This is a genomic window from Akkermansia muciniphila (assembly GCF_002884975.1).
Classification (GTDB): Bacteria; Verrucomicrobiota; Verrucomicrobiia; order Verrucomicrobiales; family Akkermansiaceae; genus Akkermansia; species Akkermansia muciniphila_C.
This window is the reverse complement of the sequence record NZ_PJKB01000003.1, coordinates 251704-276134: the sequence shown is the minus strand read 5'-3', so window position 1 is coordinate 276134 and position 24431 is coordinate 251704. Positions and strand designations below refer to the sequence as shown.

General features: G+C 59.4%; 24 protein-coding genes. 6 read left to right on the top strand and 18 right to left on the bottom strand.

Annotated elements, in window-relative coordinates; all coding sequences use genetic code 11:
* Positions 1–4 precede the first annotated feature (4 nt).
* Genes CXU21_RS11065 through kdsA form a run of 5 tightly spaced genes read right to left on the bottom strand, consistent with a single transcriptional unit; the run spans position 5 to position 3932 of the window.
* A complete protein-coding gene (locus CXU21_RS11065; protein WP_102726066.1) occupies positions 5–889 on the bottom strand; it encodes a haloacid dehalogenase-like hydrolase in 885 nt (294 codons plus the stop codon).
* A 22-nt stretch (positions 890–911) separates the two neighbouring features.
* On the bottom strand, positions 912–1658 hold the full coding sequence (gene lptB, locus CXU21_RS11060) for an LPS export ABC transporter ATP-binding protein (protein ID WP_102712730.1): 747 nt from the start codon (positions 1656–1658) through the stop codon (positions 912–914).
* On the bottom strand, positions 1655–2629 hold the full coding sequence (locus CXU21_RS11055) for an LptA/OstA family protein (RefSeq protein WP_102712728.1): 975 nt from the start codon (positions 2627–2629) through the stop codon (positions 1655–1657). Before CXU21_RS11055 ends, lptB begins: the two co-directional genes overlap by 4 nt.
* A gap of 11 nt (positions 2630–2640) precedes the next feature.
* Positions 2641–3120: a hypothetical protein gene (locus CXU21_RS11050; protein WP_102712726.1), complete on the bottom strand. Its 480-nt coding sequence runs from the start codon at positions 3118–3120 to the stop codon at positions 2641–2643.
* Positions 3117–3932, bottom strand: coding sequence for a 3-deoxy-8-phosphooctulonate synthase (gene kdsA, locus CXU21_RS11045; RefSeq protein ID WP_102712724.1), 816 nt, complete (start codon positions 3930–3932; stop codon positions 3117–3119). The genes CXU21_RS11050 and kdsA overlap by 4 nt, the downstream gene beginning before the upstream one ends.
* Positions 3933–4254: 322 nt before the next feature.
* Here kdsA and CXU21_RS11040 point away from each other — a divergent pair, with 322 nt between their 5' ends.
* Entirely contained in the window at positions 4255–4950 is a 696-nt protein-coding gene (locus tag CXU21_RS11040) for a sirohydrochlorin chelatase (RefSeq protein ID WP_102712722.1), read from the top strand.
* A 42-nt stretch (positions 4951–4992) separates the two neighbouring features.
* On the opposite strand, the gene CXU21_RS11035 is transcribed toward CXU21_RS11040, so the two are convergent.
* Positions 4993–6384 carry an MATE family efflux transporter gene (locus tag CXU21_RS11035; protein ID WP_102712999.1) on the bottom strand — a complete coding sequence of 464 codons (1392 nt, stop codon included), beginning with the start codon at positions 6382–6384 and terminating at the stop codon, positions 4993–4995.
* A 319-nt stretch (positions 6385–6703) separates the two neighbouring features.
* On the opposite strand from CXU21_RS11035, the gene rpsB reads away from it, so the two are divergent.
* The 4 genes from rpsB to CXU21_RS11015 all read left to right on the top strand — a co-directional run bounded on the left by rpsB (position 6704) and on the right by CXU21_RS11015 (position 9746).
* On the top strand, positions 6704–7399 hold the full coding sequence (rpsB, locus tag CXU21_RS11030; RefSeq protein ID WP_102712720.1) for a 30S ribosomal protein S2: 696 nt from the start codon (positions 6704–6706) through the stop codon (positions 7397–7399).
* Between the two features lie 28 nt (positions 7400–7427).
* Positions 7428–8300 carry a translation elongation factor Ts gene (gene tsf, locus CXU21_RS11025; protein WP_102726065.1) on the top strand — a complete coding sequence of 291 codons (873 nt, stop codon included), beginning with the start codon at positions 7428–7430 and terminating at the stop codon, positions 8298–8300.
* Between the two features lie 100 nt (positions 8301–8400).
* Positions 8401–8880, top strand: a complete 480-nt coding sequence (locus CXU21_RS11020; protein ID WP_102726064.1) for a hypothetical protein — start codon at positions 8401–8403, stop codon at positions 8878–8880.
* Between the two features lie 77 nt (positions 8881–8957).
* A complete protein-coding gene (locus tag CXU21_RS11015; protein ID WP_102712714.1) occupies positions 8958–9746 on the top strand; it encodes an ATP-binding cassette domain-containing protein in 789 nt (262 codons plus the stop codon).
* Positions 9747–9875: 129 nt separating this feature from the next.
* On the opposite strand, the gene CXU21_RS12440 is transcribed toward CXU21_RS11015, so the two are convergent.
* Entirely contained in the window at positions 9876–10043 is a 168-nt protein-coding gene (locus CXU21_RS12440; protein WP_180972325.1) for a hypothetical protein, read from the bottom strand.
* A gap of 342 nt (positions 10044–10385) precedes the next feature.
* Between CXU21_RS12440 and CXU21_RS11005 the strand changes: the two genes are divergently transcribed.
* Entirely contained in the window at positions 10386–11558 is a 1173-nt protein-coding gene (locus CXU21_RS11005; RefSeq protein WP_219723183.1) for a M20 metallopeptidase family protein, read from the top strand.
* A 26-nt stretch (positions 11559–11584) separates the two neighbouring features.
* Here the strand turns inward: CXU21_RS11005 and CXU21_RS11000 are convergent, their stop codons facing one another.
* From CXU21_RS11000 to CXU21_RS10950, 11 genes are all read right to left on the bottom strand, one after another.
* Entirely contained in the window at positions 11585–12742 is a 1158-nt protein-coding gene (locus CXU21_RS11000; RefSeq protein ID WP_102726062.1) for a 3-dehydroquinate synthase, read from the bottom strand.
* A 41-nt stretch (positions 12743–12783) separates the two neighbouring features.
* Positions 12784–14367, bottom strand: coding sequence for a PDZ domain-containing protein (locus tag CXU21_RS10995; protein ID WP_102726061.1), 1584 nt, complete (start codon positions 14365–14367; stop codon positions 12784–12786).
* Between the two features lie 5 nt (positions 14368–14372).
* On the bottom strand, positions 14373–15944 hold the full coding sequence (locus CXU21_RS10990) for a S1C family serine protease (protein ID WP_102726060.1): 1572 nt from the start codon (positions 15942–15944) through the stop codon (positions 14373–14375).
* Positions 15945–15990: 46 nt separating this feature from the next.
* Positions 15991–17112 (bottom strand): hypothetical protein, encoded by a 1122-nt coding sequence (locus CXU21_RS10985; RefSeq protein WP_102712704.1) that lies wholly within the window; start codon positions 17110–17112, stop codon positions 15991–15993.
* 40 nt (positions 17113–17152) lie between these two features.
* A complete protein-coding gene (leuD, locus tag CXU21_RS10980; RefSeq protein ID WP_102712702.1) occupies positions 17153–17761 on the bottom strand; it encodes a 3-isopropylmalate dehydratase small subunit in 609 nt (202 codons plus the stop codon).
* A gap of 19 nt (positions 17762–17780) precedes the next feature.
* Positions 17781–19193 carry a 3-isopropylmalate dehydratase large subunit gene (gene leuC, locus CXU21_RS10975; protein ID WP_102726059.1) on the bottom strand — a complete coding sequence of 471 codons (1413 nt, stop codon included), beginning with the start codon at positions 19191–19193 and terminating at the stop codon, positions 17781–17783.
* Positions 19194–19366: 173 nt separating this feature from the next.
* Positions 19367–20023: a lipoyl(octanoyl) transferase LipB gene (gene lipB, locus CXU21_RS10970; protein WP_102726058.1), complete on the bottom strand. Its 657-nt coding sequence runs from the start codon at positions 20021–20023 to the stop codon at positions 19367–19369.
* 32 nt (positions 20024–20055) lie between these two features.
* Complete coding sequence (locus CXU21_RS10965) at positions 20056–21042, bottom strand: N-acetylmuramoyl-L-alanine amidase family protein (protein WP_180972324.1); 987 nt, start codon at positions 21040–21042, stop codon at positions 20056–20058.
* Positions 21043–21227: 185 nt separating this feature from the next.
* Positions 21228–22268, bottom strand: a complete 1041-nt coding sequence (gene recA, locus CXU21_RS10960; RefSeq protein WP_102712695.1) for a recombinase RecA — start codon at positions 22266–22268, stop codon at positions 21228–21230.
* Positions 22269–22491: 223 nt separating this feature from the next.
* On the bottom strand, positions 22492–23442 hold the full coding sequence (locus CXU21_RS10955) for a cell division protein FtsQ/DivIB (RefSeq protein WP_102726057.1): 951 nt from the start codon (positions 23440–23442) through the stop codon (positions 22492–22494).
* Positions 23443–23489: 47 nt separating this feature from the next.
* On the bottom strand, positions 23490–24425 hold the full coding sequence (locus CXU21_RS10950; RefSeq protein WP_102726056.1) for a D-alanine--D-alanine ligase: 936 nt from the start codon (positions 24423–24425) through the stop codon (positions 23490–23492).
* Positions 24426–24431 lie beyond the last annotated feature (6 nt).

Sequence of the window (24431 nt, the reverse complement as noted above, 5' to 3'; positions counted from 1 at the left end):
AGGTTTATTTGGAAAAGGAGGGCGCCGCTACGCAGGAATCCGCCAGGGCGCGGTCCCGGCGGCGCACGATGCCGTTGGCGATGTCCGTGACCATGCCGGACAGCACGCGGGTGAGGTGGCTTCCGGGCGTGTAGTCCGCCGGGGCGATGAAGTTAACGCGGTCGGAATTGGAGGCCAGGTTGTAGCACTTGCGGAAGCTGCGGCCCGTTTCATCTTCCGGATTGTAGACGGCCACGGCATGGCCGCCGTTCCTGCGCATGACGGTAAAGCAGGGGACATCCGTGGGGCCGTCGCCGATGTAGATCATGTTGGCGAAGGGGATGGGGCGCATGTCTTCCGGCATGTGGTCGTTTACGTCCTGGTCGTAATCCAGCATGCCCTTGTTGATGCGGAAGAGGTACTGGGTTTTCGTGGTGTGGGAGATGACCCTTTTGGGAAAGTTGATGTGCCCGTCCACCTCGCTGAACTCACAGCCGAACACGGCCTTGAAGTAGGGGCGCAGGGCGGAGCCGTCAATCAGGGCTTTCAGGCCGGAGGAGATGATGTAGTATTCGATGTTGATGCCCAGGTCCGTATGAAGGGAGGAGAGGGTCATGGCCGGAAAGGCGTCGAAAAACTCCGGCAGGCCGGGATAAAAAGTGAGATGTTTCCCAAGCTGGGTGAGCCGGGAATTGCTGACGCGGTCCAGGGAAAGGGCGTCCAGCAGGCTTTTCATGTAAATCAGTTCGCCGTCCCAGCCTTCCTTTTCTCCGGTGGCGTTGCACCGGGCCCAGAACTCCTGCGGGGAGATGCCGAATTCCGGAAAAATGGCCTGATCCTGCATGTAAAAGGGGCTCAAGGTCTGGTCATAGTCGAACACCAGGGCGATCGTATTCTGCGGGGAGGACATGGATACTGGCGGAAAGAGGGGGTTACATGCGGAACTGGTCGCCCAGGTACTGCTTGCGGGCAATGGGGTCGTTGGCGATTTCCTCGGAAGTGCCGTGCTTGATCACTTTCCCTTCAAACAGGATGTAGGCGCGGTCCACGATGTGGAGGGTTTCCCGCACGTTGTGGTCCGTGATCAGGATGGAGAGGCCGTCCGTGTCCCGCAGTTCCATGACGATCTTTTGGATGTCTGAAACGGCGATGGGGTCCACCCCGCTGAATGGCTCGTCCAGCATCAGCAGCTTTGGATTGGTGGCGAGGGCGCGGGCGATGGTCAGCCGCCTCTTTTCCCCGCCGGAAAGCTGGATGGCCATGGAGCGGCGCAGCTTGGTGATGCCGAAGCGGTCCATCAGCTCCACGGCGCGGTCCTTCTGCTGGCGGGAGGTCATGTCCTTGCGGGTCTGGAGAATGGCCAGGAGGTTGTCCTCCACGGAAAGCTTGCGGAAGATGGATTCCTCCTGCGGCAGGTAGCCCATGCCGCGCCTGGCGCGCAGGTTCATGGGCAGTTCCGTGATGTTCTCATCCGCAAAAATCACGCGTCCCTCATCCGGGCGCACGAGCCCCGCCACCATGTAAAAGGAGGTGGTTTTTCCCGCGCCGTTCGGTCCCAGCAGGCCCACGATCTCGCCATGGCCCACCTTCAGGCTGACCTGGTCCACGACCGTGCGCGTTTTATAGGTTTTGCAGATGCCTTCGGCGCTCAGCAAGGGGGAGGAGTGGAAGGAACTCACGGCTTGCGGTTGGTTTTCTGTTTTTCCTGGTCGGAAAGTTTTTTATCTATGTGGCGGAACGTGGTCTTGGTCCCCCGGCTGCTGTACATATTTCCGTTTGAGTATACGCGGATGAAGGCGTCCTTGCTCGGATTCTTAATGATGGCGTCCGGCGTGATAATCACCGGGGAGCCTGTCAGGATGATTTCCCCTGTTTTGGCGTTATAGGTGATCTTGTCCGCCTGGGCGTTGCTGGTTTCCCCCTCCTTGTTGGTATAGCTGGCCCTCACGTTGCCGGAAGCCGCGACCGTTTTAATGGAGTTATAGTCAAAGTTGCCGCCGTTGGGGAGGGCCACCTGGGGCTTCTCCCCCTCTTTTTCCGCGGCCTTTCCCTTCTCTTTCTCCTGCTTGCGTTCGGAGGGCTTTTTGTCGCCCGGCTTTTTGGGCACGAACTCCGCATAAATCTTCAGGTGGTCCGCGCAATCCATGGAAAGGTTGGGGTTGCGCACCCGGACGTTTTTCATGAACACCAGCACGCCTTCTTCCATGTCGAAGTACAGGTCCCCGTCACAATCCACGGAGTACAAATTATTTGCGGAGTTGGAGCGCATGAAGCTCTCTTCCGGATTGGGCGCAGCGGGAGCGGGTTCCGCTGCCGGGGCGGCGGCATTGCCGGTGACCTGGTGCTTTTGCCGGAACTCCTGTATCTGCCTGTCAACGGCCTTTGCCTGCGCGTTGTAGGTGTCAATTGCCTTTTTCCCGTCTTCCTTCAGGCGCTCAGTCGGAACGGGGGCCAGTTCCTGGTTTCTCCGGGCGGTCTCTTCCGCCGTCATGGGGCGCACGATGCTGGAGGGAGGAGTCAGGGGCGGTTCCAGGCGGGGATCCAGCTCCTTCGGCAGGGGCTGGACGATGTGGGCCGGGACGCCGTCAGTGGCGCCGCAGGCAAGGCCCCCGGTCAGGGCGAGCAGCAGCAGGGAGGAAAGTTTCTTCATGAAAGTAATGGTTACTTGTTGCGTTGATCCGTGCGGATGGTTGTTTGGACGGGGCCCAGAATGATGCCCCTCTTAATGTCGGTATCCAGGTAAAGGCCGGTTCCCCGCGCGGAGATATTCTCTTCCTTGAGAGTGGTTTCCGTATGGGAGACAACCAGTTTTTTGTCCAGAAAGTAGGACGCGGCCCTGGTGAAAAGCCGGGAAGTCTGGTTGTCCTTCCCGTACAGGTAAATATTCAGGATGCTGGCTGCGATTTCCTGCGGAGCGGCTACCGTCACGCTTGACGCGGTCAGCAGCATGGAAAGGCGCGGGCCCTCATAACGTGACAGGCTTACCTTGGGCAGTACCTTGCCCACGGGCAGAAGCTCCAGCATGGGCAATTTTTTGTCCACCCCGGCGAAAGGCGTGGCTGCGGGCAGGCTGGTATCCGCCTGCGCCGCCATGCCGTGCATGGCCGTCGCCAGAATGCATGTGGACAATAATTTCATCATGATTGAACCGCCTGATGGATGGACTGAAGGCGTTTCAGCACTCCTTCAAGCAGGTGGAGGGGAATTTGGTTGGGGCCGTCGGAAAGCGCTTTGGACGGATCCTTGTGCACTTCCATGAACACGCCGTCAATGCTGCCCGTCGCCATGGCGGCGGACGCCAGCACGGGGGCCAGCTCACTGTCTCCGCCCGTTGTTCCGCCCAGGCCTCCGGGCCTTTGGACGGCGTGAGTGGCGTCAAATACCACGGGGAAGCCTTCCTGCTTCATCCAGTACAGGGAGCGCATGTCCACCACCAGATTGTTGTAGCCGAAGGAGGTGCCGCGTTCGCACATCATGAACTTGTCACAGCCGAAAGCGCGCATCTTTTCCCCGATGTTCACGGTATCCCACGGAGCCAGGAACTGGCCTTTCTTGATATTCACGGGGCGCCCGCTCTTGGCGCAGGCTTCCAGAAGGTCCGTCTGGCGGCACAGGAAAGCCGGGATTTGGAGCAGGTCCACATACTCGGCTGCAATTTCCGCTTCCTGGGCCGTATGTACGTCCGTGACCACGGGAATTTTTAATTCCTTCCCTATTTCCGACAGGATGCGGCAGCCTTCCCGGACGCCGGGACCCCGGAAGGAGGTGATGGAAGTCCTGTTGGCCTTGTCGTAGGAGGCCTTGAAGATAAGAGGAATATCCAGGTTTTCCGCAATGGACTTGATGGAGCGGGCCATTTCCCAGACGAAGGATTCGCACTCCAGAGAGCAGGGGCCCAGAAGGTAGAACGGCCGCGGGCCGCCGATTTCAACGGATTGAATGTAAAACGACATAAAACAAAACCTGTATGTCTTTATATTATGACGGTTTCAAGACCTCCGGTCAAGCCGCTATCCTGCCTCCGGGGGAGATTGGAAAGAAGGGTTGCATTTTATCTGGAACACTTCTTTCGAAGATTTATAACTCAATAATTGTCAGTATAATAATTATTTTTTTGTTACATTTCCAGGAGGGCTGGAGCCCATAAATGGAAAAGATGGTTATGGTATTGCCGTAATCCGGAGTTTCTGTTACAAACGGCAGGCATGCACTGCCCTGCGTCTCCGGACAGGGAAAGATGCTGAACGCCGCTTCCCCTCCGGGGTCTCACTTGACATGCCCAGAAAAATTTACACGCTATGCGTCTCCTATGATGAGGCGGGGGCCGAACTGCGGCAGCATCTGGCTGATGACCTCCGGGCGCGGAGCCTGGATCACGCTTCCGTCTGGCAGGCTTCCTTCAGGGATATGGAAGCGGCTGACTTGCCGCCGGGCGACGGACTGGTCCGGGTTTATCCGGTTTTCATGCAGAGCGGCTGGACGGTGACGGAGGCGCTGCCGGAAAAATTGCGTGCCCTGTATGCGGAACGCGGCCTGCTCCCGGAATTGGAATTCAAGCCGGTTTGGGGGGCTGGAGAAAGTATGGAAAACTTTCACGGCGTTATTGGCGCCGCCCTTGCGAAAGAGCTGGAGCCGGGTACGTCCCTGCTGCTGGTGGCGCATGGGGTGGTGGGAAAAGAACTGCCCCCGGAGCCATCCGAATTCCTGCGGATGCTCCGCACCTGGCTGCAGCCGCAGGTGAAGGACATGGCCCTGGCGTATTTTGGCGCTTCTCCCTCCGTAGAGGAGGTGCTTCCGCAATTGAAGGGGGACAGGATCGTGGTGCTGCCGTTCCTGATTGGGGAAGGAAAGCATGTAAGGGAGGACATGCCTTCTCCGGAACTGGCGGCAAAGTTTGGCAAGGAACTTGAAATTTTGCCTCCCCTTGGAGCATTTTACTTGCAGGCGGAGCGAAACGGAATTGAGCCCTAAGAGGTTTGTGGCATTCCTTACGGCTCTTTTTCACAGCCGCAGTTACGCTGCCTGCCGGGCGGTTTCCGGTTCTTCCCCACAGCATTCCGGGAAGGGTTGCCTTATGGCCCGCGCCATCTTTTTACTGGTGAAGTAATAGGCGATGGCGAGCGGCACGCAGGAGCCTATCCAGGCGGCGGGGCTCGCCATGCTGGCGCCCGTAAAGCCCAGGTAGCGCGCCAGGATGACCGCGGCCAGGGCGCGCATGCACAGCTCCATGACGCCCGCGAAGGTGGGCACGATGCTCTGGCCCAGTCCCTGGAGCGTGTAACGGAAGACGAAGAGGAGTGCCAGCACCCAATACATGGAGGCGTTGATATTCAGGTAGGTCTGGGCCAGGTTGACGACTTCCCTTTCCCCGTCTCCCACAAACAGCCGGATCAGTTCGGGCCCCCAGGCAATGTTGACGGCTGCTATGGCGATGCTGAACCCCACGGACATCAGGTTGCACTGGAGAACGCCCTGGCGGATGCGCGCCAGGTTCCTGGCTCCGTAGTTCTGCGCCACGTACGTAGCCATCGTGATGCCGAAGGACATCATGGGCAGCGTGGCGACCATGTCAATTTTCTGGGCCGCGCTGAAAGCGGCCACCGCCTGCGCTCCCAGCCGGTTGAGGGCGAACTGCACCAGAATGGCCCCAATGGCGATGATGGATGCCTGGAACCCCATGGGAAGGGCCACGCGGATGTGGGCCCAGAGGTAGCGGCGGCTCATGTTCCAGTCCGCCCGGGTCAGCCGGAGAATGGGAAACCTTTTAAAGACATACGCGGTGCAGCACAGCCCCGCAACAAGCTGGGAGGCTACGGTGGCGACGGCCGCGCCCGCAGGCCCCATGCCGAACCGCAGGATCAGCGCCAGGTCCAGCGCGATGTTCAGCACGCAGGCCAGAACCAGGAAATAAAGGGGCGTCCGGCTGTCCCCCAGGGCGCGGAGCACGTTGGAAAGGAGGTTGAACAGCATGGCCGCGCCGATGCCCCAGGAGATGACAATGATGTAGGCGTAGGCCGCATCCAGGATTTCCGGCGGCGTTTGCAGCAGTTCCAGCACCGGACGTGCAAAGATGACGCTGACAGCCGTCAGCAGGACGGTCATGACGGAACTCAGGACGATGCAGACGGCAAAGCTGCGCCGCACTGCGCGCCTGCGTCCGGCGCCGAAGCGCTGTGCCGTGATGATGGCCAGCCCCGCCGTAAACCCGATGACGAAGCCGAGGATGAAGAACATCAGCCCGCCCGTGCAGCCCACGGCCGCCAGCGCCTCCACGCCCAGCGTGCGCCCCACGATCAGGGTGTCCGCCATGTTGTAAAGCTGCTGGAACAGGTTGCCGATCAGCAGGGGTATGGTAAACAGGAAAATCAATTTAGCGGGATTGCCGCTTGTCAGGGTCTTGGTCATCCGGAACGCCCGCATGAAACGCCTCTTCCATGTTTTTTCCAAGACTGTTTTGCGGCATGTTCCTGTTTTTTGTACGATAAGGGTTCGGCGGAATATGGAAGACTCTGCCGGGAGCCTCTTCCGGAGGATATCCGCGGATGGCGGAATGGCAACGTAAATCAATGATTTATGCTTTGACAAGAAGGCCGTTCTGAAGTACATTATTTGTCCCTCGCGTGATTCGTCGCAACCTAAACAATGGGGATCGGAGGGGTAGAAAGCGGCGAAGTCCTCAAAAAAACGCTTTTCCTGACGCAAGGAAAGCCACCTACATACAAATATGATTAATGATCTGATTAACCAGATGGTTGAAGCCGGTGTTCATTTGGGCCACCAAACCCGCAAATGGCACCCCAGCATGAAGAAGTACCTTCTCAAGGACAAGGCCGGTATCCATATCATCAACCTTGAGGAAACGGAAAAATGCCTGGACAAGGCTTGCTCCTTCCTGGCCGATCTGGCACGCCGCAACAAGAAGATTCTCTTCGTCGGCTGCAAGCGCCAGGCCCAGGAAGCCGTCCGCGAAGCCGCGGAAGCCACTGGTCAGTACTACGTCAACCATCGCTGGCTGGGCGGCATGCTCACCAACATGAGCACGATCCGCAAGAGCATCGAACGCCTTGCCTATCTTGAAGGGATTGAAAAGACCCCGGAATTCAAGAGCATGTCCAAGAAGGAACTGGCCGCTCTGGACCGCGAACGCCAGAAGCTGGAACGCAACCTCCAGGGTATCCGCAACATGGGCGGTTCTCCGGACGCCATGGTAGCCATTGGCGCCGATCATGAAGACATCGCCATCCGCGAAGCCCACCGCCTGAACATTCCCGTCTGCGTTCTGGTTGACACCAACGCCGACCCGAAGGAAATTGATTTCCCGATTCCCGGCAACGACGACGCCGTCCGTTCCATCCGTCTGGTCCTTGACTGCATTGTCAAGGCCATCAACGAAGGCAAGGGCGCTCCCGCCGAAGCCTGAACACCCATTTAGAAAGAACAGAAACACTATGGCAGAAATTACTGCAGCTCTCGTCAAGGCCCTCCGTGACAAAACGGACGCCGGCATGATGGATTGCAAGAAGGCCCTCAACGAATGCAACGGCGACATGGACGCCGCCGTGAAGTATCTTCGCGAAAAGGGCATTGCCAAGGCTGCCGCCAAGGCTGACCGTGACGCCAAGGAAGGCGTGATCCGCGCCGCCGTGGCTCCCTGCGGCTGCTCCGGCATCATCCTTGAACTCAACTGTGAAACGGACTTCTGCGCCAAGGGCGACAAGTTCCAGGGCCTGGTGAGCGACGTTGCCAAGGCTCTCATGGATTCCAAGGCCGCCACGCTGGAGGAAGCCCTTCAGGTGGCTATGCCGGAAGGCACCACGGAAGAATACATCAAGGCCATGTGCAGCTCCATCGGTGAAAACATGGCTCTGCGCAAGTTCGCCCGCCTGACGGCGGACGGCGCTGGCGCCGTAGTCTCCTACATCCACATGGGCGGCAAGGTGGGCGTTCTCCTGTCCATCAAGGCCGGCAAGGAAGAAACCGTCAAGACTGACGCGTTCAAGGCTCTTGCCAAGGACCTGACCCTGCACATCGCCGCCGCTGCTCCCAAGAGCGTCAGCTCCGACAGCCTGGACCCCGCCTTTGTGGCCGAGGAACAGGAAATCGCCAAGCAGCAGCTCATCCAGGAAGGCAAGCCCGAACACCTGCTGGAAAAGATTCTTCCCGGCAAGCTGAAGGCCCTGTATGCCCAGTCCTGCCTGCTGAACCAGGGATTCGTGAAGGATCCCAACGTCACGGTGGACGCCCTGCTCGAGCAGGTCGGCAAGGAACTCGGCGACGACGTCTCCGTCGTCTCCTTCGTCCGCTACCAGCTCGGCGCGTAAGCTCCGTGGCAGCATCAATCTCAGGAGCCGTTCCCTTCGCGGGGAACGGCTCTTTTGCATACCGCGCTGGCTGTGCTTCCGGCTCCGGCCACTTTTCTTCTTGTTATTTGACTTTCAACTGTTTATTTTCATCATCATGCAAGGGTCACCCATAACGACGGATCAGAAGGAAGAGTCCGCAGAGAGCGATCCGGTCCTGATGCTTGTCATTGCCTCCATTGTGGGCGCATTCTTCTGGAATGTCTTTATGGCAGGGCAGTGCTGCGGCATAATGGGGTTGCTTTTTGCCCTTGTATTCGGGCTTTGGTATTTCCTCGCGGTATTGGCGTTCTTCATGAAGACGAAGAGGCGGTGGAAATGGGAAACGGCTGCTTTTGTCATCATTGGCGTCGTCTGCTACTATCAGATTTACTGGTCGAAGGTAACTCCCGAGTACTTGCGGAGCGATGCCCAGGCAGGGCTGGCTTTCGTATTCGGTCCGATCTGGGCGGGAATGGCGGCTCTTGCTGGTGATGCCGGGGTGGTTCTTCTCTCCCTCCTTGCCCGTGCCTGCACCGGGAAGAAAAAGAGGGAGCAATAATGCCGCGGCCCGTATGTTGACGAAGCTGGCACGGCTGGGGTCTTGTCTTGCCTCGGGAGGCTTGTTAGAGTGATGGTATGGCTTTTCTGGAACTGGATCATGTGAGCGTTGTCTTTCCTGCGGTGCAGGGGCTTCTCTCCTCCCGTAAACCGGCGCCCGTGGTGGCGGTGGACGGGGTATCCCTGTCCGTGGAGCGAGGGGAAATCCTGGGCCTGGTGGGGGAATCCGGCTGCGGCAAGTCCACGCTGTCCCGGACAGTCATGCTGCTCCAGAAGCCCACGGAGGGCCGCATTTGGCTGGAGGGGGAGGAGCTGACCGCCCTGCCCCCTTCCGAGGTCAGGAAGCGCCGTCCGGATTTCCAGATGGTTTTTCAGGATCCGTACGCCTCCCTGAACCCGCGGTTTACCGTGTACGCCACGCTGAAGGAGGCTTTGGAATGCCGTTCCCGCAAGCGCTCCTTTTCCCAGATGAGGGATGCCGTGGCGGAACTGATGGAACGCGTGGGGCTTAACCCCTCCCTGATGCGGAAATATCCACATGAATTTTCCGGTGGACAGCGCCAGCGTGTGGCGATTGCGCGCGCCCTGGCTCCGGAACCCAGGCTCATCATTGCGGATGAACCTGTTTCCGCTCTGGATGTCTCCATCCAGTCCCAGATTCTGAACCTTCTTATCTCCCTGGCCCGGGACTTGAACCTGACCATGGTTTTCATTTCCCATGACTTGTCCGTGGTTCATTACATTGCGGACCGCATTGCCGTGATGCGCAAGGGCCGTATCGTCGAGTACGGGGAGGCGGAACAGGTGTTTTCCTCCCCTGCCCATGAGTATACGCAGGCGTTGCTGGCTGCCGTGCCGCGCTTGTAAATGGAAACTGTGAGCGGAAATCTGAAGTGATTCCGGGAAGGCCTGTTTCCCTGCGGCGGCCCATTTAAAAGGGACGGCCTCCGGAGAGGCCGCCCCTGAATTCTTTAACGACGAATGGTGCCCGGCGGTTTAGTTTTCGGGAACCTTGAAAAGAATATAGATGGAATTGGTGCCGGGAATGGGCATGATGCCCACGGCTTCCGCGTTGTTTGCCTTGGCAAAGGCAGTGATGTCCGCTTCCGCCTGGGGCTTCTGGTTGGCGGTGTAGTACTGGCGTTCGTAAAGTACGTATTTCATGGTTGTATTTTCTTTAGTGTTGAGGCATGTGTTCCTTTTTCCTTATTCCGGAACGCTCTCATGCCTTTTCCTTCATCTCCTTTTTGAAAGAAAAGGGAAACCAGTCCGGAACGTTATGGAGGAAGGGCGGAAATGACGAGTGGAAAGGACGGATTTCCGGAGGGTTCACGCTTTTCTGCCGGGATAACCCTTTTTCTCTTCTCCTGGGAAAATTTTTAACCTGGTGGCGTAATTTTTTCCGAATGAAGGCAACCGGAAAATTGTCTGAATAAGACATCATCCCAATCTCCTGATACCGTGAAAAACTCATTTTTGATCCCGCTGTTTCTTTTTTGCTGTCCTTTGGCCGCAATAGCGGCGGGACAACCGGACGTGCAGAGCGCCGCCAGGGACGCCGTGGAGTGGAGGCACCACATCCACCAGAATCCGGAATTATCTTTTGAAGAATACAAAACGAGCAATTATGTGGCGGACCTGCTTGCTTCGTTCGGCCACATTGAAGTCCTGCGCCCTACGAAGACTTCCGTGATCGGCATCCTGAAAGGAGGAAAACCCGGAAGAACCGTCGGCTTCCGGGCGGACATGGATGCGCTTCCCGTGCAGGAGGAGACAGGATTTTCCTTTGCCAGCAAAACGCCGGACGTAAGCCATGCCTGCGGACATGACATGCACACAGCCATGCTGCTTGGAACAGCCAGGGTCCTGGCCTCCATGCAGAAGGAGCTGCCCGGGACGGTTTATTTCATTTTCCAGCCCGGAGAGGAAAAGGCGCCCGGCGGCGCCCTCCCGATCATCAAGAGCGGAGTGCTCAAGGAGGTGAACGCCATTTTCGGTGCCCACGTGATGCCCAATGCCCCCGCGGGCTCCATCGGCATTCTGCCGGCGGGGGCCGCTTCCTCCGCCTCAGACGGTTTTTCCCTGACCATCCAGGGAAAGGGCTCCCATGGCTCCATGCCCCAGCTGGGCGTGGACCCCATCGTCACGGGGTCTGAAATCGTCATGGCGCTGCAAACGGTCGTTTCACGCAGCGCCACGCCTGGAGACATGGCCGTGGTGACCGTGGGCAAGTTCCAGTCCGGCAACGCTCCCAACGTCATTCCGGACAAGGCGGAGCTCGGGGCCTCCATCCGCTCCGTAACGCCGGAAACCCGCAAATTGCTGGAGGAACGCGTCCGGACCGTCATTGACCACGTGTGCAAGGCAAACGGGGCGCAGTACAAGCTGGATTACGTGCTGGGCTATCCGTCCATCCAGAATAATGCCGCCCTGCGGGAACTGGTGAAGAAGGCGGCTATTGAAGCGGTAGGTGAGAAGAATGTTTTTGACGCTCCCAGAATTCCGGCCAGCGAGGACTTTTCCTATTATGCGCAGGTGGCTCCCACCTATTTCATTACCGTGGGTTCCGGAGACGGTCCCGCCAACCATCATCCCGGCTTTAAAGCGGATGACGGAGCGATTTACAACGGAATCAAGACCGAGGTTCAAATGATCCTGAATTATTTGAACGCCAAATAAAGGAGGCATTCAGGGTTCGCGCTCCCTTAGCCGGAACAGCGGGCGGCTTCCTCCATTTCCCGGATGCATTCCTCCATCAGCGCGGCGTCTATTTCATGGACATCCTTTCCACGGCCTATGCCGGTGAGCATCAGGATGGTCAAATGGCCGCCCAGATGTTCGCGGAAGGCTTCCAGGCCCTTCAGGACTTCACACTGGCCGTCCTCCGTCCTGTGGGAGAGCAGGGGATGGAACACGGGCAGTTCCAGGGCTTTCAGCACGGAGATGATTCTTTCCGCCTCTCCGGCAGGCAGCCATCCCTTTTTAACGGAGTAAAGGATGTCCAGGCACATGCCCACGGAAACGGCTTCCGCATGGCCCAGCGTGTAGCCGGACATGGTTTCCAGGTAATGGGCGGCCCAGTGTCCGAAGTCCAGCGGTCGGCTGGACCCCAGTTCAAAGGCGTCCCCTCCCCTAGCGATGTGGGAGGCGTGCAGCAGGGCAGAACGCTCCACGGCATATTCCAGCGCATCCCGCTCACAGGCGGCCAGCGCGTGGGCGTTCCCTTCCAGCCAGTCAAAGAAGGCGACGTCTTTTACCACGGCCACCTTCACCACTTCCGCCAGTCCGGCCCTTTTCAGGGCAAGGGGCTGGGAATGAAGGAACAGGAAGTCGTTAAGCGTGGCCCAGGCCACGGCGAAGGTTCCCAGGTAGTTTTTCTGCCCCATGAAGTTGATGCCGTTTTTGACGCCAACGCCGGAGTCCGCCTGGGAGAGGGTGGTGGTAGGCACGCGCAGCAGGCGGATGCCGCGGTGGGCGGTGGCGGCGGCAAAGCCCGCTACGTCCAGAAACGCCCCGCCGCCCACGGCAATGATGTAGGAATGGCGGTCAATGCCCGCTTCCACAATGTGGCGCAGGGCCGTTTCCCAGGCGGCGAAGGTAGTTTTGGCGGCCTCCCCTCCCGGAACGGGATGGCAGCCCGCATAAGCCAGTTCCCCGGCGTTTTTTTCAAAATAACGGTCAATCTCCGCGGGGAGTTCCGGGTAAAACCGTTCCAGGCCTTCCTCCATCAGGACGAGGATGCGGCCACCGGGCCTCTGCTCCATCAGGCTGGACAGCGCGCTGTTTTCCGGTTGGAAGGCTCCGTGGGTGAAGCCTGTTCTGTAGGGAAAATCCAGACGGATGTTCAGCGTATGGAGGGACATTTCAGGGTAGAGGCAATGGAATGGCGGAATGCTGCGGAGCCCTAATCCCTGCGGAGTACGGGCACGGCCCTCATCTGGATGAAGCGGTCTGCCTTGGCAGCCTCCTTCTGGGACATGTACATGGCGTACGGCTGCTGGCTTACCTCAATGCGGTGCGTGCCGCCGGGAGCGGGCAGGTCCAGGAGCTGGTTCAGATGCTTCAGGCTTTTCACCTGGACGCCGTTCACTTTTTCCACAATGGAGGGGCTCATCTGGGCGTAGCCCAGCGTGGCCTGGGTGGGCAACGCCATCAGAAAGACCACAATTTCGTCCACGCCCTTTTTCCGGATGTCCTCTTTCTTCTGAATGGCTTCCACCAGGTTGAGCGGGGGGCGGTTCTTGCTGAGCTTGTTGATTTCCCCTATCAGGGCTCCGGTCAGAGGAACGAAGACCAGGCCGCCGTAAATGCGGTAGGGGGGATTGGAGACGAAGGGGGCGGGATTGACCAGGTCACCGTCCAGGGCGCTGCGGTCCAGCTTGACGTCCAGCGTCATGGGCTGGCTGACGCCGTCTTTGTCCTTGCGGCGAATGCCCAGCGTGATAGTGTCCCCCGGCATGGCGGAGTCACGGAACAGGACGTTGGCTGATACGGGGCCCAGCGCGGGGTCCTTGATCAGTCCCTTGCTGTCCAGCGGGATTCCGTTGACGCTTTCCACTACGTCTCCGGGACGCACGCCGGCTTTGTAAAAGGAGCCGTAAACAGGCAGCTTTACCACGTAAAAGCCGCCTCCGGTTTCCGGAAGGCCCAGGAATTTGCGGAAAACGGGGTCCGTCAGCTCCGTGACCTGGGTGCCGTCCGCCGGGAAGCCGATGTAATTGCCGGACCGGGCCTGCTTGAGAAAGCGGGAAATCATGGTCTGGGTGACGGCCAGCGCCTTCTGGGCGGAGGGGTCGCAGTTGGCGCTGAGAGCCACCAGTTCATTATCCCTCATGATGGGGTTGCCCGCGCCGCCTTTCAGGGGCGTGACGGAAGATTTGACATTGTACAGGACAAAAGGTTCGCTGTTGGTGAAAGGGCTGGAACTTTCCGTAGCCAGAAGGGTGCCGGAGGTAGTGATGGGGAGGCCGTCGTCATTGAACTGCCAGAAGACTACCTTGTCCCCCAGGCGGGGAGCGCTCCCCAGCGTAACGGGCACCAGCTTGTCCAGGAAGGAGGCGTCCTTTTCATTTTTCAGGCGCAGCAGGGCAAGATTGGCCTCCGGGTCAAAGGCGGTTACGGTCACGGGAACCGTCTGGGAGCCGTCCGCGGAGGTCACCTCCACAAAACTGGCGGAATAAACGATGTTGGCCGCCGTCAGGATGTTGCCGTCCCCCAGGTAAATGCCGAAGCCCTGGCTGTACGCCGGGTTTTCCTTGCTCCACGGCTGAACCATGGCATAGCCCTGGTTGGTGGCGTTGATGCCCACCATGGAGTTGGTGGGGGAGGGGAGCCTGGCCGGGGCGGACGCTTCCTCCAGCTGTTCCCGGGAGGGTTCCGGCTGTTGCTGTTTAGGCTGCGGCGTGGGGGCCGTACGGCCGTCTTCGCGCGGCTGGCAGCCGCTGAGGAGAATCAGGGAAGCAAGGGAGAAAAGAGAAAGAATTTTCATGGCGGTTAACGGGCGGGATTGGTGTTCCGTTCAGGCTGGCGGCCGGGAATGGCGCTGTCCAGACGGGCGTTTTTCGGAATATTGTAGGTTTTGGAAATGCGCTTGTTGGCCGCTTCCATGGCTTTGCCTTCAAAGACCAGGGGGCGTTCCCCGTCTTTCAGTTCAATGACCACGTATTCCGGCATGTTCTTCGGGTAAAGGAGCTCGTAGGCATGGGTGAGGCCCTTGACCTTCACGCCGTTGATTTTTTCCACAATGGCGTTGGAGATGGAGCCGGACAGGCGGGCGTTCACTTCATCATCCAGCACCTTGGTAATGATCACCATGTCTTCATGGTCCACGCAGCCCCCGTCTTCCTGGTAATCCCGGATGTCCAGGGCCACGTCCAGCAGGGAGATGTCCGCCGCCGCCAGCACGTTGCGCTGGATGGGCTGGAACACCAGGCCGCCGAAGACGACGTAACGGGGCATTTTATCGTATTCCGCCATCAGCAGATCCTTGGAAAGGGAGGGTTTCATGACCATGTCCACTTTCATGGGCTTGCCGTCCCGGATGATGTCCAGCGGGAGCCGGTCATCCTTGAAGCAGCGCTCAATAAGCTCTTTCATGCTGATTTTCTGGCCGTCCAGTTCAATCATGGCGGAGCTGTCCACATCGTACCCGTCCACCTTCATCAGCAGGTCTCCGTTGCGGAGCACGCCGTCCGCGGAGGAGCCCTTGAGCACCTTACCGATCAGCACGCCCTTTTCGTCGTCCGGCAGGCCGAACGCCTTGCGCATGGCGGGGTTCAGGATGGGAGCGGCCTGGATGCCCATGTCCACATAGCCGTCATAGACGCCGTCCTTGATGTCTTCCAGAAAGTGGCGGATGACGGGCGTGGGAATCACGTAACCCGTGTTATTGGCATTGTTCAGGCCCTGGAAGGCCACGCCGATGACTTTGTTCCCCATCAGGGCCGGACCGCCGCTGTTGCCCGGGTTAATGGCGGCGTCCACCTGGATGGTCAGGTGCTCCGTGTTCCGGGGATGGGCGTACGTGGTGAAGTCTATGCGGGAGACCACGCCGCGCGTGACGGAAAGCCTGTTCCCGCCGATGGGGTAGCCGATCACCCGCACCTCATCTTCCAGGTGGGGCAGGTTTTTGCTGAATTCAAAGGGTTTGATGCCCTTGAAGGGCTTGGGGTCCTCTGCTTCCAGCAGGGCCAGGTCCGCGTCATGGGCGATGAATTTGACCCTGGCGGGAATTTTGCGGGAGTCCCCGTACATGGAGATGTAAATGCGCTCCGCGTTGCTGACTACGTGGGCATTCGTCATGAAGGCGTTTTCCCCGATCAGGAAGCCGGTGCCGATGCCGCCCTGGTAGCGGCCCGTGTCCCACGGCGTGGCGTAATCCGGCGTCAGGGAGTCCACTTCAATTTTAACGACTCCCTTGTACTGGTCGTTAATGGAAAGGACAGGGCCGGACATGACCTTGTCCACGCCGAAGTCTGAGAGGGAAACGGCCGGTTCATCCGCATGGGAAAGGGCGGCGGCGGCCAGGACTGCACACAGTCCTTGGAAGCAAGTATGGGGATGCATGGTGGTCAGCGGTTGAAGGTGATGTTGTTAAGAAAGGGAATGGTGTTTATAAATTGCTCTTCCGGCTTTGGGTGGCCAGGCTTTCCTGGAAGGAGTTGACTTCTTCCAGCAGGGAGGAGAAACGCTCCGTCACCTCGTCGTCCACCTGGTTGCCGCGGTTGTCCAGAGTGCCGACGGTCTGGCGCGTTTGTTCCACGCACAGGGCCATGCGGGCCGCCATGGTGCAGTAGTCCGCATCGTTGTCCTTCTCCTGGAGAAGGCAGGAAAGAATGCGCGGAGTGATGTAGCGGATGCAGTAGAAAATCTGGCTCAGGGGTTCCGGCGGTTCCGTCCGGTTCCGCTGGGACTTGCTGATCTCCCTGCTGAACTGGCGCTGGCACAGGTCTGTCAGCTCCATGACCTGCTGGAACAGGGGATGGAACATGCAGGACTGCACTTCCTGGGCCTCCTCCTCATTGAGGATGTCAAACAGGCTGAGCATGCCGGTGCTTTTACAGGAGCACGGGGTGCCCGTTTCTTCCGACTGGGCAATGTTGTCCAGCACGTCGTCCCAGCCCATTACAAAGGCAAGGCGGATGTCCCCGCTGGGGTTCAGCCTGTATTTCTGGAACACCTCCTGGTAGGCGATGGCGATGGCTTCCGCCTCCCGCAGACGCTTGTCCCAGTGGTGGTCCGGCAGGTTGCCGTCCTCCTGGTTGTTGGAATAGGCTCTGGACCATTCCTTTACCTGGGTGCGCAGCATCTGCTGGCTCGCCATGATCTGCGCCTGTTCCTCACAGGAGTCCATGACCCATTCGGGCAGGGACACCTTGATGGAAAAGGCCGTGCTTTCCAGCAGCACCATGTCGTGATGGTCCGTGAACCATTCCAGGTACAGGGAGTTTTCCATGGTTTTCTTCCCCTTGACGGGCATGCGGCGGCTGGCCGTCATGTCTCCCGCCACGCCCCGGATGTTTTCCGGGAGCTGGGTGAGCTCCGCAGGGAGCCGCTGGGGGGAGGGGTTCCTGAAGTCCACCGTGCATCCGGCCAGATCCTGCAAGCAATCTCCCTGCAGGGTGATGTTCACCGGATGGGACATCCCCATGAGCTGCAGCGTAAGTTTGACGGTTCCGCGTTCGCGGTTGTCCAGGGTGCCGTAGTGGACGTAGTCTGTAATTCTGAAAATCATATGGGGAGCGGGGGGTAGGGGGAGATTGGTGAATACAGGATCAGCAGGCTGCCGTTACCTGGGGCAGCTCCGCATTCTTCTTTTCCACGGCCTCCATGTTGACAAGCAGTTCCGCGATGGAATCCCAGCGGCCCCTGCTCAGGGCTTCCCGGGCTTCCGCAGGCATCCGGATGGGGAAGGAACCTTCCTTCCAGGAGGCTGTCATGTTCAGGAGGTCGATCGTCACTTCCGTTTCCGGATGACTGGAGATGTATTGGGCCAGAGCGGCAATGTCCCCGGCGGACGCGCACACGCAGGGCAGGCCGATGCCGGTGCTGTTGCCGAAGAAGATTTCCGCAAAGGATTCCGCGATGACGGCGTTGACGCCGGAGCGTTTAATGGTCTGCGGAGCGTGCTCGCGGGAGGAGCCGCAGCCGAAGTTGGAGCCCCCCAGGATGATGGAAGCCCCCTTGAAACGGGGATCGTCCACCGGGTGGGATTTGGACTGTCCGTTTTCATCAAAACGTTCGTCCCAGAACATGACCCCTGCCAGCTCGTCAAACGTGATGCACTTGAGGAAGCGGGAAGGAATGATGCGGTCCGTGTCCATGTCCGGTCCGGGAACGGGAACGCAGGTGCCGGTGATGGAGGTGAATTTGGTCAGAGACATAAAGGAAAAAGTTGGAAAGTTAATTAAAGGAGAATACTTCGCGGGCGTCACAGACTTTCCCGGTCAGGGCGGCGGCGGCCACCATGGCGGGGCTCATCAGCAGGGTGCGCCCGGTGGGGCTTCCCTGGCGTCCCTTGAAGTTCCGGTTGGAGGAGCTGGCGCAGAGCTGGTCCCCCTGGAGCTTGTCCGGGTTCATGGCCAGGCACATGGAGCACCCCGCCAGGCGCCATTCAAAGCCGGCTTCACGGAAGATGTCCGCAATGCCTTCCTCCTCACACTGCTTTGCAGTCATCTGGGAGCCGGGAACAGCCAGCGCCCTTACGCCGGGCGCCACATGGCGCCCCTTGATGAGGGCGGCCACTTCCCGGAAGTCAGAGATGCGGCCATTGGTGCAGGAGCCTACGAAGCACACCTGCACCGGCAGTCCCTTGAGAGGCATTCCAGCGGGGAATTTCATGTATTCCAGCGCTTCATTAATCATCTTCCGTTCGTCATCATCTTTGGCGGAGGCCGGGCTGGGCGTGCTGCCGCTGATGCCCGTGTTCTGGTCCGGGGAAATGCCCCATGTTACCGTCGGTTCAATGGCGGCGCCGTCAATCTCCACGATCTCGTCATATTCCGCGTCCGCATCGGAAGCGAAGCCCAGCCAGCGTTCCACGGCCTTGTCCCAGTCCGCGCCGGTGGGGGCGAACAGGCGTCCCTTGATATATTCCACCGTGGTTTGGTCAGGATTTACATAACCGCAGCGGGCCGCGCCTTCAATGGACATGTTGCAGAGGGTCATGCGTTCGTCCATGCTCATGGCGTCGATGACGCTGCCGCCGTATTCATAGGCGAAGCCCAGGCCGCCCTTGGCGCCCAGAAGGCCGATGATGTGCAGGGCCACGTCCTTGGCGCGAACGCCGGGAGCCAGCTTTCCGTTTACATTGATGCGGCGCACCTTGAGCGGGCTGAGCGCCATGGTCTGCGTAGCCAGCACGTCGCGCACCTGCGTGGTGCCGATGCCCATGGCAATGGAGCCGAAGGCGCCGTGCGTGGCCGTGTGGGAGTCACCGCACACGATGGTCATGCCCGGCTGGGTGATGCCAAGTTCCGGACCCACCATGTGAACGATGCCCTGGAGCCCGGTAGGGAGGTCGAAGAAGCGGATGCCGTTTTCCGCGCAGTTCCGGCGCAGTTCCTTGATCATGGCGTCAGCCGTGGCGTCCGCGAACGGTTCCGCCTGGTTGTCCGTGGGAATGATGTGGTCCACGGTGGCAAAGGTGCGTTCCGGATGGCGCACGGCAAGGCCCAGGTCCCGGACCATTCCGAAGGCCTGCGGAGAGGTGACTTCATGCAGCAGGTGTGTAGCGATGAACATTTGCGTTCTTCCGTCCGGCAGGATGCCGACGGAATGAGCGTCCCAGATTTTTTGGAAAAGCGTTTTCCCCATAGCTGGCATAAGCATCCGTCCGTTCGGGAACCGCGTCAAGATGCAAGGGCGTATTGCTGACACGGTCTGTGTCTTACAGAAAGTGTTTTTTTGAACATTTTCACTGCATTCATGGTCTGAAATGGCCGCTTCCCAGTCTTTGGCGCATTTACGTCTTCAAGGAAAGAAGGCTTTCAACGCTCTCCTGCGCCGGAATTCCTGTGGAATTTTTCCTTCCACAGTTCTGCGAAAACGTCCCCGAACCGGGTCAGCAGCGCGTCCCCGGGGCCAGGGTCCGGCATCTCGTTCTCCAGGCAGGTCATCTGCACGCCCTGGATGCCGCAGGGGGTGATGGCCTGGAAGGGAGGCAGGGATTCACGGGTCACGTTGAAGGCAAAGCCGTGCATGGCAATCCATTTTTTCACCCCTACGCCGATGGAGGCTATTTTGCGGTCCTCCACCCACACGCCCACCAGCCCTTCCCGGATGCGGGCATGCACGCCGAACCGGGCGCAGGTTTCAATCAGGGCATTTTCCAGAGCGGTAACGTAGTTGTGCAGGTCCCTGCCGCAGCGGTTCAGGTCCGTAATGGGGTACCCTACCAGCTGGCCGGGGCCGTGGTAGGTGGCCTGCCCTCCGCGGTTGATTTCATAAACGGGGAAGGGGAGCATGGAACCGGGATGCAGGCTGGCGCGGTCCCGCGTGCGGCCGATGGTGTAAACCCCGGCGTGTTCCAGCAGGAGCAGGTCGTCTTCTCGCTCCGGGTTTTCCTGATGGGCGCGGACCAGTTGTTCCTGGAGCTGGAGGGTTTCCTGATAGTCTGCCAGGCCGGGAATGCGGATGATGTTCATGCGGCGGGAGGCAATGCCCGGTAGGACCGGGTTTAACGCGTTCTGCGCGCCTGCTGGCCCAGGGCGGTGCGGTACTGGCGCACGGCGGCGGCCAGGGAGGAGGCCATGAAGTTCTGGTAGCGTTCCGTAGCGATGAGCAGGGCCTCCTGCGGGTTGGACATGAAACCCCCTTCCACCAGGATGGCCGGGTGCTTGATGGTGCACAGCACGGAATAACGCGCGCGCTTGATGCCGCGGTCAACCATGGAGATGCCCTCCTTGATGGCGAGCGGCCCTTTCAGCATGTGCCCCTGCACGGCCGTAGCCAGGGCAATGTTCATGCTGTCCTGGGCGTTGCCTTGGAGCGCGTCCTGCCGGATGTTGCGGGACATGGAGGAGGAAGTTCCTGCAGGAGCCAGCGTAAAGGTTTCCACTCCGCGGGCGGAGGAGCCTCCGTCATTAAAATGGATGCTGATGAAAATGGCGTTGTCATGCCTGTTGGCAATGCGGACGCGGTCCTGGAGGGTGATGAAGTTGTCCGTGTCACGGGTCATCACCACCTGGTAGCCCATGCCCTTGAGGCGGTCGCGCAGTTTTTTGGCCACGGAAAGGTTGATGTCCGCCTCCCGGCTGATGCGGTTGCGCGTGCCGCTGTCATGGCCGCCGTGGCCGGGATCAATGACTACCGTGTTGAAGCTGCGGCGGTTGGCGATGTAAATGGGGCGCAGAACCGGATCAATGATTTTATGCAGGTCCATGTTGGAGACCATCAGCCCCTTGGAAGGATGGTCAGCCACGGGATAGGACAGCACGAACTTCATATTGTTCATGAACATGTCCTGGCTGTGCGCCTGCATGCGGATCTGAATCTTTTCCGGCACTTCGTAAACTTTCTGCCGTCCTTCCGTGCGCTCACGGGTCAGCTTGTAATGGGTGCGCACCTCGGACATAGGAATATACTGTATTCCGTTGATGGTTTCCGGGTTCCATCCGAAGGCCGTAGACAGCGTCAGCAGAAACATGCCCAAAACGCCGAGCATGGCTGCAAATGATGTGCGAGAGGTCGGATACATAGGACGATATCGCGTCCAGACTAACGGATTTTTCATGACGCACAAGAGAAAAGTTTCCGTGAAAGATTCTTTTGCGCCCGCGTCCGTAAAGAGGAAAGGCGGCTTCCGTTTCCGGAAGCCGCCTTGGAGGAGGGGAGAGGGAAGGCGACGGGTTATTTGGCCGCCTTCTCGTCCATCCTGGCCTTGACCAGTTCTTCGATTTCCTTGTACAGGTCCGGATTGGACTTGAGGGCTTCCTTCGCGGCGTCCCTGCCCTGGGCAATCTGGCTGCCGTTGTAGCTGATCCAGGAGCCGCGCTTCTGGATGATGTCGTATTCCATCGCCAGGTCCAGCAGGCTTCCCACGGAGGATATGCCTTCATTGTACATGATGTCGAACTCGCATTCCGTGAAGGGCGGAGCCACCTTGTTCTTGACCACCTTGATCTTGGTGCGGTTTCCGGCCACGGTTCCGTCGCTGGCCTTGATCTGGCCGATGCGGCGGATGTCCACGCGCACGGAAGCGTAGAATTTCAGGGCGCGTCCGCCGGGAGTCGTTTCCGGGTTGCCGAACATGACGCCGATCTTTTCACGGATCTGGTTGGTGAAGACGCAGACGGTGCGCGCCTTGGAGATGAAGCTGGTAAGCTTGCGGAGGGCGGCGGACATCAGGCGGGCCTGGGCGCCCACCGTGGAGTCCCCGATTTCCCCTTCCAGTTCCTGCTTGGTGACCAGGGCGGCTACGGAATCCAGCACGATGACGTCAATGGAGTTGGAGCGCACCAGGGCTTCACAGATTTGAAGGGCTTCTTCACCGGAGCTCGGCTGGGAGACCAGCAGGTCGTCCAGGTTCACGCCCAGGCGGGCGGCGTACTGGGGGTCCAGCGCATGTTCCACGTCAATGAACGCGGCCAGGCCGCCGGCCTTCTGGGCCTGGGCGATGGCCGTCAGGGTCAGCGTGGTCTTGCCGGAGGATTCCGGTCCGTAGATTTCCACAATGCGGCCGCGGGCGAAGCCGCCCACGCCCAGCGCGCGGTCAATGAGAAGGTTGCCGGTGGGAATGACGTCCACTTCCATTTTTGCGTTGTCGCCAAGGCGCATGATGGCGTTTTCACCGAAGTCTTTCTGGATCTGGGAGAGGGCCAGGTCAAGGTTGCGCTTGCGGGCCGCCGCCAGTTTTTCAGCTTCGGGGGATGAAGGTGTTTCGTTGCTCATAATATCGTGGGAATTATAGCTGACGCGGCCTTGATGGCAAGTGTTCAGTAGGTCTTCACGGCCTCATTTCCCGTTGAGAAAGAATAGAATTCTGACATGGGGAAAATCCTGTGAAAACCGGGTATTCCCTCCGTTGGGAATTGAAGAAAAATGGAGAATTCTCCGTGAGTGGGCACGAGGAATGGGAGAGGGCCCGCCACCGGGAAAGGGCGGCAGGGGCGCGTCATTCCTCAATCGGTTCCGCCAGGGGGATATCCTCGTAGGCGTCGTCAAAAATGACGGGGATGTTATGTTCCGGAATCAGGTTGATGGCGCTGATTTTGCGGTGCGTCTGGCGCGCGTGCTCAAGTGCCTTGGAGAGTTTTTCCACCTGGTGCTCCAGGCCGTAATGGCTGAAGGTGGCCTGGCAGTCATTGGAGAAGCGCACGCAGAAGGACCAGTCGTTGGGCATGGTGATGGAGACGATGCTGGGCAGGAATTCCGTCACGCTGCCGGACAGCAGTTCAATGAGCTGCATGGGCGCTTCCAGCTCACGGATGCTGATTCCGTAAGTAAGCTGGCCGGAGCTGGGCGGCCTGAGGGTCACGGAAGGCATGTGCTTGCCCTGGATGTAGGGCAGGTGGACCTGCTCCATGCAGGGGAAGATGACGCCCTCCTTGTCCGCCAGAACGCCGTACCTGGCGTCCCCGGGGCGGATGCCGAGTTCTGGGCAGTCAATCCAGGCCACGGGGATGCGCGCGTCAATATCTACCAGCAGGGTGGGATCAGAAGATATCTGGCGTTTGACGGACGCTCTGCGGATGGCCGGGCATTTCAGCAGGCGCTGTTCCAGCTCTGCGGCGTCCATGGAAAAGATGTTGTCCCCGGGACCCACGCCCATGAGGGAGAAGGCCTGCTCCGCGTTGAAGATGCCGTTGCTTTTCAGCGTAACGGTATCAATGGAGAGCCAGTCGTATTTAAGGATGTAGTCCTTCCACAGGAAAACGATGGCCCCGATGAGGCCGAAGATGAGCGTGTAAACGGTGAGGATGTGGAACAGCCTGCGCCGGAAGAGCCAGAAACGGTAGTTCCGGCCCTTGCGCTCAATGGTTTCTTTTCTCGCCTCCCGCTCCAGCTGGAGCAGCTCCGGCCTTTTGGCGGAACGGGGGACTGGCGTTGTGGCTTTGTGCGACATCGGGGGGTGTAGGAGGGGCGACTCCCCGCCCTCTGTCAGATATTACGCTATTTCCGGGGGGTGGCTAGCGATAATTCCGCTATTTTTTCGCAGAGGGCGCCGTAAGACCAGCCTGCGGCGGCGGCGGCCTTGGGCAGCAGGCTGGAGGGGGTCATGCCGGGAATGGTGTTGATTTCCAGCACAAAGGGTTCGTCGTCCTCTTCACGCAGCAGCACGTCCACGCGGCCGTACACTTCCACGCCGGCGGCGCGGTAGGCCTTCAGGGCGGCTTCCTGCACCTTTTGGGCGGTTTTCTCCGGCAGGTCCGCGGGGCAGATGTAGTCCGTGCCGCCGCCCATATTCATCCACGGGTACTTGTTGCTCAGGTCATAGAACCCGGAGCGGGGGCAGATATGGATGACGGGGAGGGCTTCCCCGTCCAGAACGCCTACCGTAAGTTCACGGCCTTGAATGAATTCCTCCACCAGCACGGTGGAGCCGTGGGTAACGGCTTCCTCCATGGCGGGGAGCACGTCTTCCTGCCTGTGGACGATGTGGACGCCCACGCTGGAACCTTCGCAGGGGGGCTTGATGACAAAGGGCAGGGGAAGTGAGGGCATCACGATGCCGCCGGAACAGTCCAGAATTTCTGCGCGGGGAGTGGGCACTCCGGCGGCCAGGAACACTTTCTTGGACTTGGCCTTGTCAAAACACAGGGCGCTGGAACGGGAGCCGGCCCCCGTATACGGAACGCCGCGTTCCTCCAGAATGGCCTGAAGGGCTCCGTCCTCGCCGAAGGTGCCGTGGATGATGTTGTAGGCCAGTTCCGTGCCCTCCGGCAGGTGTAAGTCCGGGCTGTGCACGTCCACCTGCGTTACATGGGTGAAGCCCGCCTGGAGCAGGGCGTCGTAAACGGATTTGCCGGAGACGAGGGATACTTCCCGTTCAGCTCCGGGACCGCCCAGAAGAAGGGCGATCCTGAGGTCGCGCTTGAGAGTGCTCATATTGAA